The sequence below is a fragment of the Roseovarius sp. MBR-6 genome (genome assembly GCF_040547525.1).
Lineage (GTDB): Bacteria > Pseudomonadota > Alphaproteobacteria > Rhodobacterales > Rhodobacteraceae > Roseovarius.
Genome location: NZ_JBEPPW010000009.1, coordinates 25,685 through 37,105, shown reverse-complemented (window position 1 = coordinate 37,105; position 11,421 = coordinate 25,685). Strand labels below are relative to the sequence as shown.

The window sequence follows — 11,421 nt, the reverse complement described above, 5'->3', positions numbered from 1 at the left end:
CCGAAGGCCGGGGCGCGCGCGCTTACATCTTGCACTCGGCGGCGTAGGCGTCGCCGTGATCCTCGAGCGCGACACCGATCACCTTGTTGGTGAACACATCGCCCTCCTGGATCACCTCGCGGGCATAGATGTTCTGGATCGGGTGATGGTTCGGCCCGAAGCGGAACGCGCCGCGCGTGGAGGCGAAATCGGCGGCGCGCAGCGCCTCGCGGAAGGCGTCGGCGTCCGACACATCGGCCTTTTCCAGCGCCGAAACCAGCAGGTTCGCGGTGTCGAACCCCTGGCTGGCATAGAGCGAGGGCAGGCGGCCATACTTGGCCTGAAACGTCTCGACAAAGGCCACGTTGGCGGCGTTGTCGAGGTCCTTGGACCATTGCGAGGTGTTCACCACGCCAAGTGCGGCCGGCCCCACGGCCTGCAAGATGCCCTGATCGAAGCTGAAGGCGGGACCCACGACCGGCAGGCCCACGCCCGAATCGGCATATTGCTTCAGAAACGAAATCCCCATGCCGCCGGGCAGGAAGAAGAACACCGAATCCGCCCCGCTGGCGCGGATCTGGGCGATCTCGGCGGCGTAATCGGTCTGGCCAAGCTGGGTGTAAAGCTCACCCGCCAGTTCGCCCTCATAGAACCGTTTGTAGCCGGTGAGCGCGTCCTGCCCCGCCGGATAGTTGGGCGCGAGGATGAAGCTGTTCTTGTAGCCCGCCGAATTGGCATAGGCCCCTGCCGCCTCGTGCAGGTTGTCGTTCTGCCAGGCCACGTTGAAATAGTTCTGGTGACAGCCCTTGCCCGCCAGAGCCGACGGTCCGGCATTGGGCGAGAGGTAAAACTTGCCCTGCGCGACCGCGCCCGGAACGACCGCCATGGCGAGGTTGGACCAGATGATGCCGGTCAGCACATCGACCTTCTCGGACTGGATCATCTTGTCGGAAAGCTGCACCGCGATGTCGGGCTTTTGCTGATCGTCCTCGATCACCACCTCGATATCGCTGCGCCCCGATTGCTCGATCGCCAGCATGAAGCCATCGCGCACGTCGATCCCAAGCCCCGCGCCGCCGCCCGAAAGCGTGGTGATCATCCCCACCTTGACCTCGGCCGCCGCGCCCGTGGCGGCAAGCGCCAGCGCCGCCGCGCTCATCATCAGTTTTTTCATTGTCGGTTCTCCCTTTTGGTTCTGGCCATTTTCCCTCGTCATGTCGCAGCGCCCGGCCTCAGGCGAAATCTTTGTATCTTGCCGCTCTCGGTCTTGGGTAGCCCCTTCGTGAAGATCACCGAGCGGGGATATTTGAACGGCGCGATCACGGCCTTCACATGCGCCTGCAAGTCCGCGATCATCGCCTCCGAAGGCGCGTGGCCCTCGGCCAGCACCACATGCGCCTCGACGATGGCGCCGCGCTCGGGGTCGGGTGCGCCGATCACGGCGCATTCGGCCACCGCCGGGTGCGCGAGCAACGCCGCCTCCACCTCGGGCCCGGCGATGTTGTAGCCGGAACTCACGATGATGTCGTCATTGCGCGCGGCAAAGTGGAAATAGCCCTCGGCGTCGCGGGTAAAGCTGTCGCCGGTGATGTTCCAGCCGTTTTGCACATACTCGGCCTGCCGCTCGCCATGCAGATAGCGGCAACCGGTCGGCCCGCGCACGGCAAGCCGCCCGATCTCGCCCGGGGCAGCCTCCTGCCCGTCCTCGGTCAGAACCCTGGCCTCGTAACCCGCGACCGGCTTGCCGGTGCAGGCGGGGCGGTGATCGCCGAAGCGGTTGGAGATGAAGATATGCAGCATCTCGGTCGCGCCGATGCCGTCGAGCATGGATTTGCCGGTTTTCGCCTGCCACTCCTCGTAGACGGGGGCGGGCAGGGTCTCGCCCGCCGAGACGGCGGCGCGCAGGCTGCTGAGGTCCGCGCCCTCCTCCATCGCGCGCAGCATGACGCGATAGGCGGTCGGCGCGGTCAGGCAGACCGTGGCGCGGAATTTCTCGATGATCTCGATCAGGTTCGGCGGCGAGGCGTTTTCCAGAAGTGCCGCCGACGCCCCGAAACGCAGCGGGAAAATCGCCAGCCCCCCCAGCCCGAAGGTAAAGGCCAAGGGCGGCGAGCCGACAAAGACATCCTCGGGGGTCACCCCCAGAACCTCGCGCGCATAGCCGTCCGCGATTATCAGAAGATCGCGGTGAAAATGCAAAGTCGCCTTGGGGTTGCCGGTGGACCCCGAGGTGAAGCCAATGAGCGCCACATCGTCCTGCGCGGTGTCGGCGGCGTCGAACGTGACGGGCTTTTCCAGCGCCAGCCGGTCCAGTTCGGCATCGTGATTGGCGGTGCCGTCAAAGCCCGCGACGGTGCGCAGGAACGGGCTGTCCCTGGCGGCAATCGCCAACTCGTCCATCAGCCGCGTATCACACAGCGCGTGGCTGATTTCCGCCTTCTCGATATATTTCGCCAACTCGCCCGCGCGCAAGAGCGGCATGGTGTTGACCGCGACCGCGCCCGCCTTGGTCACCGCCAGCCAGCAGGCCACCATCGCCGGGTTGTTGGCCGAGCGGATCAGCACGCGGTTGCCCGGCCTGACGCCCAGATGATCGACAAGGACATGGGCAAGCCGGTTGGTCCAGTCGGTCAGCTCCTTGTAGGTGCGCCGCCGCCCGTTGCCAATGAGCGCGGTGCGGTCGCCAAAGCCCCGCGCCACCATCGCATCGGTCAGTTCCACCCCGGCGTTGAGGCGGTCGGGGTAATCGAACCCGTCCAGCAGCAGGTCGGGCCATTGGTCCTTTGGAGGCAGGTTGTCGCGCGTGAAGGTGTCGGTATGGGCTGATGGTCTCATGCCTCTTTCCCTCCCTCATGGGCGGCCAGCGTCTGACGCGCGATCACCACGCGCTGCACATCGCTTGCGCCCTCGTAGATGCGCAGGGCGCGGATTTCGCGGTAGAGCCGCTCAACCGTCTCGCCCGCGCGCACCCCGTCGCCGCCATGAAGCTGCACGGCGCGGTCGATGACCTCTTGTGCCGTTTCGGTGGCGAAAAGCTTGGCCATCGCCGCCTCTCGCGTGACACGCGGCGCGCCCCGGTCCTTGGCCCAGGCGGCGCGGTAGATCAGCAGGGCGGCGGCATCGACATCGAGCGCCATGTCGGCGATATGGCCCTGCACCATCTGGAGTTGAGCCAGCGGCGCGCCCTGCACATGGCGGGTGGTGACGCGGGCCAGCGCCTCGTCCAGCGCGCGGCGGGCAAATCCGAGGGCGGCAGCGGCGACGGTGGAGCGAAAGACATCGAGCACCGACATGGCGATCTTGAAGCCTTGCCCCGGTGCCCCGATGAGCGCCCTTGCCGGGATGCGGCAACCATCGAAGCGCAGCCGTGCCAGCGGGTGCGGCGCAATGGTTTCCAGCCGTTCGGCCACGCTCAGCCCGGCCGTGTCGGCAGGCACCACGAAGGCCGAAAGGCCCCGCGCGCCGGGGGCCTCGCCGGTGCGGGCGAAAACGGTATAGACATCCGCGATGCCGCCATTGGAAATCCAGGTCTTTTCACCGTCGAGCACATAATCGCCGCCGTCGCGCGTGGCGGTCATGGTCGAATTGGCCACGTCCGAGCCGGAGCCGGGTTCAGTGAGGGCAAAGGCGGCAATCGCCGCGCCGCTGCGCGTGCGCGGCAGCCAGCGGGCCTTTTGCGCGTCAGAGCCGAAAAGCGAGAGCGCGCCGGTCCCAAGCCCCTGCATGGCAAAGGCGAAATCCGCAAGGCCGTCGTGGCGCGCCAGCGTCTCGCGCGCCAGGCAAAGCGCGCGCACGTCGAGCGGGCCATCAAGGCTGGCCGTCGCCTCGAGCAGCCCCGCCGCGCCCAGATCGCGCACCAGCGCGCGACAGGCGCCATCGGTGTCGGTGTGATCGACGGCAAGTTTGGCCGCAACAGCCTCCACCCGCGCGGCCCAGTCGCGGTGACGGGCGTCGAAGAACGGCCAGTCGAGATAGGTGTGATCGGCCATCAATCGCCCTCGAACACGGGTTTTTCGCGGGCGACGAAGGCCTCGTAGGCGCGGGTGAAATCGCGGCCCTGCATGCAGATCGCCTGCGCCTGTGCCTCGGCCTCGATCGCCTGATCGAGGCTCATCGACCATTCCTGCGCCAGCATCGTCTTGGTCATGGAATTGGCAAAAGTCGGTCCCGCGACGATCCGGCCGGCCAGCGCCAGCGCCTCCATCTCCAGCATCTCGGGCGCAACGAGGCGGTTGAAAAAGCCCCAGCGTTCGCCCTCCTCGGCGCTCATGCTGCGCCCGGTATAGAGCAGTTCCGCCGCGCGGCCCTGCCCGATGAGGCGCGGCAGGATCGCGCAGGCCCCCATATCGCAGCCCGCCAGCCCGACGCGGTTGAACAGGAACGCGGTTTTCGCGCATGGCGTGGCGATCCGCAGGTCCGAGGCCATGGCGAGGATCGCACCCGCCCCGGCACAAACCCCGTCCACCGCCGCGATGATCGGCTTGCCGCAATGGATCATCGCGCGCACCAGATCGCCGGTCATGCGGGTGAAATTCAGCAGGCCCTTCATGTCCATCCGCGTCAGCGGGCCGATGATCTCGTGGACATCGCCGCCTGAACTGAAATTGCCGCCATTGGGCAGGATCACCACCGCGTGCACATCCTCGGCGTAGCTGAGCGCGCGGAACCAGTCGCGCATCTCGGCGTAGCTGTCGAAGGTGAACGGGTTCTTGCGCTCGGGCCGGTCATGGGCGATGCGCGCAATGCCGCCCGCGATCTCGCAGCGGAAATGGGTGGTCTCATGGATATTCATTCTTGGCCCTCCCGTGCCATCGCCTGCTTGACGAGCCGCGTCATGGTGGCGATCTCGGCCCCGTCGAGCGCGCCGAGTGCGGCGTCAACCCAGCCCTCATGATCGGCGGCAAGGCGGTCGAACACCTCGCGCCCCCGCGCCGTCAGCCGCGCCGTCTGCGCGCGCCGGTCGCCGGGCACCGCCATACGCAGCGCGAGCCCCTCTTCGGTCAGCCGGTCCACGATGCCGGTCACATTGCCGTTCGAAACGCGCAGATAGCTGGAAAGCTCACTCATCCGCAGCCCCTCGGGATGGCGCGCGAGCGCCGCCATCACGTCAAAGCGCGGCAGGGTGGTGTCGTGCGCCTCCCGAAGGTTGCGGCGCAACCCCGCCTCGATCCCGCTGGTGAGCTTCAAGAGCCGCAGCCACAAGCGTAGCCGATCCTTGGAGAGGTCCTGCGCCTCTGCCTGTGCCCGCCCGATCATGCCTCGCCCCCCGAGACCGAGAGCGCGTGGCCATTGACCGAACCCGCAGCGGGAGAGGCGAGGTAGAGCGCGGCGGCCGCCACCTCCTCGGGGGCGATGAGGCGGCGCATGGGGTTGCCCGCGACCACCATGGCGGTTGCGGTGTCGCGGTCCAGGTCAAGGCGCTGCATCAGCCCGGTGATGGCGGTGTCTGCCATTTCCGTCTCGGTGAAGCCCGGACAGATCGCGTTGCAGGTGATACCGGACCGGGCCACCTCGAGCGCGACCGAGCGCACCAGACCCAGCACGCCGTGCTTGGCCGCGGTATAGGCAGGCACGCTGGCATTGCCCTTGAGCGCTGCGGTCGAGGCGATGGCAATGAGCCGCCCGCCCGCGCCCATGCCCCGCAGGCCCGCGCGAAACGTCAGGAACGTTCCGGTGAGATTGACGGCAAGGGTCCGGGTCCAGTCGTCGAGCGTCACCTCCGAGAGCTTGCCCGCGCGGCCCGTTCCGGCATTGGCAATGACCACGTCATAGGGGCGTTCGAACAGTGCCTCGATCTGCGCCTCGTCGGTCACATCGGCCAGGCGGCAGGTCATGGCATGGCCCTCCGCCGTCTCCTGCAAGGGTCCGGGCCGCCGTCCGGCGATCGTGACCTCATCGCCCGCCGCGGCAAAGGCGCGGGCAATCGCGCGCCCTATCCCTGAGCCGCCCCCCGTGACCAGAACCCGCCTCATGCGCGCAACACCTCCGCTTCGCGGTCCGCGAGCCGCCAGAGCTGATCGCGCCCCGCGAGATAGGGCAACGGCCAGTCGGGGGCGTCGCGGTCGCCGATGCGCGCTGCCTCGTGCAGCGTCCAGTAAGGGTCACTCAGATGCGGGCGGCCCACGGCCACCAGATCGGCGCGCCCTGCCATCAGGATCGAATTGGCGTGGTCGGCCTCGTGGATATTGCCCACGGCCATGGTGGGGATACCCGCCTCGTTGCGGATACGGTCGCTGAACGGGGTCTGGAACATGCGGCCATAGACGGGGCGCGCGTCAGGCGTGGTCTGCCCCGCACTCACGTCGATGAGGTCGGCCCCGGCCCCGTGAAAGGCGCGGGCAATCTCCACCGCCTCTGCGGGCGTCACGCCCTCGTCGCCCATCCAGTCATTGGCCGAAATGCGCACCGACATCGGCTTGTCCCCGGGCCAGACGGCGCGCATCGCGGTGAACACTTCGAGCGGATAGCGCAGACGGTTTTCCAGACTGCCACCATGGGCATCGGCGCGGATATTCGAGACCGGCGAGATGAAGGACGACAGGAGATAGCCATGCGCCGCGTGCAGCTCGATCATGTCGAAACCTGCGCGCGCCGCCATGTCCGCCGCCGCGACGAACTGATCGCGGACGCGCTCCATATCGGCGCGGGTCATCTCGCGCGGGGTGGCGTTCGCGCGCGACCATGGCAGGGCTGAGGCTGACATGACCTCCCAATTGCCGTCAGGCAGAGGCCGGTCCATCCCCTCCCAGCCGATCCGGGTCGAGCCCTTGCGTCCCGAATGGCCGATCTGGCAGCAGATCCGCGCGTCGGTCTCGGTATGGACGAAATCCACCAGCCGCCGCCACGCCGCCTCGTGCTCGGGCGCGTAGAGGCCGGGACAGCCGGGCGTGATCCGGCCCTCCGCGCTGACACAGGTCATTTCCGTATAGACAAGCCCCGCGCCGCCCTTGGCGCGTTCGCCGTAATGCACCAGATGCCAGTCGGTCGGGCAGCCATCCACCGCCTTGTATTGCGCCATCGGCGAGACCACGATGCGGTTCTTGAGCGCCATGTCACGCAGCCTGAACGGCGCGAACATCGGCGCGCGCACCGGGGCCTGCGCGTCAACGCCCGCGCGGGTCTGGAACCACCGCTCGGCACTTTCCAGCCACTTCGGATCGCGCAGACGCAGGTTTTCATGGGAAATGCGCTGCGAGCGCGTGAGCAGCGAATAGGCGAATTGCGCCGGGTCGAGATCGAGATACCGCTCGACCTGCTCGAACCATTCAAGGCTGTTGCGCGCCGCCGATTGCAGGCGCAGCACCTCGATCCGGCGCTCGTCCTGATAGCGCTCGAACGCCGCTTGCATGCTCGGCTCGGAATGCAGGTAGCTGGCCAGCGAAATCGCGCTGTCAAAGGCCAAGCGCGAGCCGGAGCCGATCGAGAAATGCCCGGTCGCCGCCGCGTCGCCCATCAGCACGACATTCTCGTGATGCCATTTCTCGCAGATCACGCGGGGAAAATTCATCCAGACGGCCGAGCCGCGCAGATGCGCCGCGTTCGACATCAGCTCATGCCCGCCCAGATGCGCCTCGAAGATGCGGCGGCAGGTTTCGACCGTCTCTTCCTTGGACATGGCCTCGAATCCCCAACGGTCCCAGGTGCCCTGCTGGCATTCGACGATGAAGGTCGCTGTGTTGTCGTCGAACTGGTAGACATGCGCCCAGACCCAGCCGTGTTCGGTCTTTTCGAAGATGAAGGTGAAGGCGTCGTCGAATTTCTGGTGGGTGCCGAGCCAGACGAACTTGCATTCGCGCATGTCGATATCGGGGCGGAAGATATCGGCGTATTCATTGCGCACGCGCGAATTGATGCCGTCGCAGGCGACGACAAGGTCGTAATCTTGCCGGTAGCTCTCGGCGCTGGCGAATTCGGTCTCGAAACGCAGCTCGACGCCCAGTTCGCGGGCGCGGTCCTGCAAGAGGATGAGCATCTGCCGCCGCCCGATCCCGGCGAAACCATGCCCGCCGGAGACAGTGCGCACGCCGCCATGCACCACCGCGATATCGTCCCAATAGGCAAAGTGGTCGCGGATCGCCTGCGCGCTCTGGGGGTCGTTTTCCTTGAGGTTGTCGAGCGCGTCGTCCGAGAGCACCACGCCCCAGCCAAAGGTGTCGCGGGCGCGGTTGCGCTCGATCACCACAACCTCGTGCGCGGGGTCGCGCAGCTTCATCGAGATGGCGAAATAAAGCCCCGCAGGGCCGCCCCCAAGACAGGCAACACGCATCCTCAGCCCTCCCTATCGCGCCGTCGCAGACCGACGATTCGCCTGGTTCCTGGCCTGATGCTAAAACGGGCCCGCTTTTATTTCAAGCTTGAAATATTCAAGCCTGAATGATACAGGGGAAAGACGCCAAAGGAGGCCCCGGATGACCGTCCATATCGAGACGCGCGACGGCATCGCGCTTGTCACCATCGACAACCCGCCGGTGAACGCGACCGGCCATGCCGTGCGGCAGGGCCTGTGCGAGGCGGTCGCGCGCACCGAGGGGGAGAGCGCCGTGCGCGCCGTTGTGCTGGCCTGTGCCGGGCGCACCTTCATTGCCGGGGCCGATATCCGGGAGTTCGGCCAGCCATCGAAGCCGCCGCACCTGCCCGATGTGCTGGCCCGGATCGCGGCGGCGACGAAACCCTGGGTGGCCGCCATCCATGGCACGGCCCTTGGTGGCGGGCTGGAGACGGCGCTTGCCTGTCATTACCGCATCGCGGCACCGGGTGCCGCGCTCGGCCTGCCCGAGGTGACGCTTGGCCTTGTCCCCGGCGCGGGCGGCACGGTGCGCCTGCCGCGCCTCATTGCCGCCGATCACGCGCTTGAGATGATCGCCTCGGGTGCGCCGGTGTCGGCGGTGCGTGCCCGGGAGCTGGGATTGATCGACGCCATCGCCGAGGGTGATCTGGTCACTGACGCGCGCGCCCTTGCGCACAGGGCCGCTGACCGACCCTTGCCCGCCCCGCTCGATGACCGCCCGCCCAGACCCGAGAGTGCCGCAGGCGCGTTCAATGCCGTGGCGGCACAACACACCAGACGCGCGCGCGGACAACGCGCGCCGCTGGCCGCCATCGAGGCGTTGCGCAACGCCCAAACCCTGCCCGTGGCCGAGGCGCTGAGCGCCGAGCGCGCGCTTTTTCAGGCGCTGCGCGACGGCGGGCAGTCAAGGGCGCTGCGCCATGTCTTCTTTGCCGAGCGTGCGGCGGGGCGGCTTGACCGGCTCAAGGGGGTCGCCCCGCGCCCGCTTGCCCATGTCGGCGTGATCGGCGGCGGCACGATGGGGGCCGGGATCGCCGCTGCCTGCCTTCTTGCCGGGCTGGGCGTCACCATGATCGAGCGCGACGAGGGCGCCGCCGAGGCGGGGCGCGCGCGGGTGGCGGGTCTCCTCGACGGGGCGCTCAAGCGCGGCAAGATCACGCCCGAGGCGCACGCCGCCCGCCTTGCCGGTTTTGCTGCGCGTGACCGCTACGAGGCCCTTGCCAAGGCCGATCTGGTGATCGAGGCGGTGTTCGAGGATATGGCGATCAAGCACGAGGTCTTTGCCGAACTCGACCGGGTCACGCGGCCCGATACGGTGCTTGCCAGCAACACCTCCTATCTGGACGTGGCCGCAATTGCCCGCGCGACGGATACCCCCGCGCGTATTCTGGGCCTGCATTTCTTTGCCCCCGCCCATATCATGAAATTGCTCGAGATCGTGACGCCCGAGGGAGTTGACGACAGCGCGCTGGCAACGGGCCTCGCATTGGCCAGGCGCCTTGGCAAGATCCCCGTCATCGCCGGGGTCTGCGACGGGTTCATCGCCAATCGCATCATGTCGCGCTATCGCCGGGAGGCGGAGTATATGCTCGAGGATGGCGCGCTCCCGTGGGAGATCGACGCCGCGATGGAGAGCTACGGTTTCCCCATGGGGATTTTCCGGATGCAGGATCTTTCCGGCCTCGATATTTCATGGGCCATGCGCAAACGCCGCGCCGCCACCCGCGACTCCGCCGAGCGCTATGTCGATATCGGCGACCGGCTCTGCGAGGCGGGGCATTTCGGGCAGAAGACAGGGCGCGGCTATTACCGCTATGACGGGGATGGGCGCGCGCAGCCCGCGCCGGGGACCGAGGCGCTGATCCTTGCTGAATCGACGCGCAAGGGTATTGCCCGCCAGCCCATCCCCGAAACCGAGATCATGGTGCGCCTGCTTGCGGCCATGCGGGAGGAGGGCGCGCGCGTCCTCGACGAGGGGATCGCGCAGAGCGCCGCCGATATCGACGTGGTCATGGTCAACGCCTTCGGCTTTCCGCGCTGGAAAGGCGGGCCGATGTTCGCGCGCGACGGGTAGGCCGCGCTCAGGCCACGCCCGCGCGCAAACAGTCGTGGATATGGACAAGGCCGCACAGGCGGTTGCCCTCTTCCACCACGAAAAGCGCGCCGATCTTGTGACGGTTCATCACCCCGAGCGCCTCTGACAAGAGCATGTCGGGCGTGGCGGTGCGCGGATCGCGGGTGGCCACCGCGCCCGCGTTGCACCCCATCAACCCGTCGAGATTGCGCCGCAGGTCGCCATCGGTGATGACCCCGCGCAATATGCCGTCCTCGGTCAGCGCGGCGATGCCGAAGCCCTTGGCGCTCATCTCGATGAGGGTCTCGCCCATGGGCGTTTCGGGCGCGACCTGTGGCAGGGCCGCACCCGTATGCATCACGTCGCGCACCCGCACGAATTGCGCGCCGAGCTTGCCGCCGGGGTGAAAGACATGGAACGCGTCGGCCTTGAATCCGCGCTCCTCCATCAGGGCCACGGCCAGCGCATCGCCAAGCGCCAGCGTGCAGGTGGTCGAGGTGGTGGGGGCCATGCCGATGGCGCAGGCCTCGGGTTTGTCGGGCAGGATGAGCGCGACATCGGCCTGCCGCGCCAGCGTGCTGTCCGCCACCCGCGTGATGGCAATCATCGGAATGTCGAAACGGCGGGTATACTGGATCAGGTCCGACAGTTCCCGCGTCTCGCCGGAATTGGACAGAAGGATGCAGACATCGCCCGCCGCCACCATGCCCAGATCACCATGGCTCGCCTCTCCGGGATGCAGGAAGAGGGCAGGGGTGCCGGTGGAGGCCAGCGTCGCCGCGATCTTGCGCGCGATATGGCCCGATTTGCCCATGCCGGAGGTGACGACCCGGCCCTTGGCCGCAAGGATCATCCGCGTCGCGCGGGCAAAGCCCTCGGGCGGGCAATCGGCCATCGCCATGAGCGCCTCGGCCTCGGCGCGCAGCACCCGTGCCGCCACGCTGCGTATCCTGTCGTGATCCTCTTTGGCCAGTCCGGTCATCGCCGCATCCTCTCGCACTGCGCATCGCGCCCCGCCATAGCGCCGGAACGGGCCATGGTCCAGCCATGCCCTTGCACAGGCGGGGGCAGGGGCCTAATC

The 11,421-nt window shown here is 67.5% G+C and carries 9 protein-coding genes; 1 reads left to right on the top strand and 8 read right to left on the bottom strand.

What is annotated here, in order from left to right:
• Positions 1 to 22 precede the first annotated feature (22 nt).
• From ABIE57_RS12420 to ABIE57_RS12390, 7 genes are read right to left on the bottom strand one after another with little or no spacing between them, the layout of a single operon-like run.
• Complete coding sequence (locus ABIE57_RS12420) at positions 23 to 1,153, bottom strand: ABC transporter substrate-binding protein (RefSeq protein ID WP_354539343.1); 1,131 nt, start codon at positions 1,151 to 1,153, stop codon at positions 23 to 25.
• Positions 1,154 to 1,191: 38 nt separating this feature from the next.
• Complete coding sequence (locus ABIE57_RS12415) at positions 1,192 to 2,814, bottom strand: AMP-binding protein (protein ID WP_354539342.1); 1,623 nt, start codon at positions 2,812 to 2,814, stop codon at positions 1,192 to 1,194.
• Entirely contained in the window at positions 2,811 to 3,968 is a 1,158-nt protein-coding gene (locus ABIE57_RS12410) for an acyl-CoA dehydrogenase family protein (protein WP_354539341.1), read from the bottom strand. The genes ABIE57_RS12415 and ABIE57_RS12410 overlap by 4 nt, the downstream gene beginning before the upstream one ends.
• Entirely contained in the window at positions 3,968 to 4,771 is an 804-nt protein-coding gene (locus ABIE57_RS12405) for an enoyl-CoA hydratase family protein (protein WP_354539340.1), read from the bottom strand. The genes ABIE57_RS12410 and ABIE57_RS12405 overlap by 1 nt, the downstream gene beginning before the upstream one ends.
• Positions 4,768 to 5,235 carry a MarR family winged helix-turn-helix transcriptional regulator gene (locus tag ABIE57_RS12400; protein WP_354539339.1) on the bottom strand — a complete coding sequence of 156 codons (468 nt, stop codon included), beginning with the start codon at positions 5,233 to 5,235 and terminating at the stop codon, positions 4,768 to 4,770. The genes ABIE57_RS12405 and ABIE57_RS12400 overlap by 4 nt, the downstream gene beginning before the upstream one ends.
• Positions 5,232 to 5,951 carry an SDR family NAD(P)-dependent oxidoreductase gene (locus ABIE57_RS12395; protein ID WP_354539338.1) on the bottom strand — a complete coding sequence of 240 codons (720 nt, stop codon included), beginning with the start codon at positions 5,949 to 5,951 and terminating at the stop codon, positions 5,232 to 5,234. Before ABIE57_RS12395 ends, ABIE57_RS12400 begins: the two co-directional genes overlap by 4 nt.
• Positions 5,948 to 8,245 (bottom strand): bifunctional salicylyl-CoA 5-hydroxylase/oxidoreductase, encoded by a 2,298-nt coding sequence (locus tag ABIE57_RS12390; RefSeq protein ID WP_354539337.1) that lies wholly within the window; start codon positions 8,243 to 8,245, stop codon positions 5,948 to 5,950. Before ABIE57_RS12390 ends, ABIE57_RS12395 begins: the two co-directional genes overlap by 4 nt.
• Before the next feature lie 142 nt (positions 8,246 to 8,387).
• Between ABIE57_RS12390 and ABIE57_RS12385 the strand changes: the two genes are divergently transcribed.
• Positions 8,388 to 10,340, top strand: coding sequence for a 3-hydroxyacyl-CoA dehydrogenase NAD-binding domain-containing protein (locus ABIE57_RS12385; RefSeq protein ID WP_354539336.1), 1,953 nt, complete (start codon positions 8,388 to 8,390; stop codon positions 10,338 to 10,340).
• Positions 10,341 to 10,347: 7 nt separating this feature from the next.
• On the opposite strand, the gene ABIE57_RS12380 is transcribed toward ABIE57_RS12385, so the two are convergent.
• Entirely contained in the window at positions 10,348 to 11,322 is a 975-nt protein-coding gene (locus tag ABIE57_RS12380) for a KpsF/GutQ family sugar-phosphate isomerase (RefSeq protein ID WP_354539335.1), read from the bottom strand.
• Between the last annotated feature and the right edge of the window lie 99 nt (positions 11,323 to 11,421).

Excerpts from the sequence above, each read along its gene's own strand:
- ABIE57_RS12385 (WP_354539336.1), top strand. The coding sequence starts at position 8,388 with ATGACCGTCCATATCGAGACGCGCGACGGCATCGCGCTTGTCACCATC.
- ABIE57_RS12410 (WP_354539341.1), bottom strand. The coding sequence starts at position 3,968 with ATGGCCGATCACACCTATCTCGACTGGCCGTTCTTCGACGCCCGTCAC.
- ABIE57_RS12405 (WP_354539340.1), bottom strand. The coding sequence starts at position 4,771 with ATGAATATCCATGAGACCACCCATTTCCGCTGCGAGATCGCGGGCGGC.
- ABIE57_RS12380 (WP_354539335.1), bottom strand. The coding sequence starts at position 11,322 with ATGACCGGACTGGCCAAAGAGGATCACGACAGGATACGCAGCGTGGCG.
- ABIE57_RS12390 (WP_354539337.1), bottom strand. The coding sequence starts at position 8,245 with ATGCGTGTTGCCTGTCTTGGGGGCGGCCCTGCGGGGCTTTATTTCGCC.
- ABIE57_RS12420 (WP_354539343.1), bottom strand. The coding sequence starts at position 1,153 with ATGAAAAAACTGATGATGAGCGCGGCGGCGCTGGCGCTTGCCGCCACG.
- ABIE57_RS12395 (WP_354539338.1), bottom strand. The coding sequence starts at position 5,951 with ATGAGGCGGGTTCTGGTCACGGGGGGCGGCTCAGGGATAGGGCGCGCG.
- ABIE57_RS12415 (WP_354539342.1), bottom strand. The coding sequence starts at position 2,814 with ATGAGACCATCAGCCCATACCGACACCTTCACGCGCGACAACCTGCCT.
- ABIE57_RS12400 (WP_354539339.1), bottom strand. The coding sequence starts at position 5,235 with ATGATCGGGCGGGCACAGGCAGAGGCGCAGGACCTCTCCAAGGATCGG.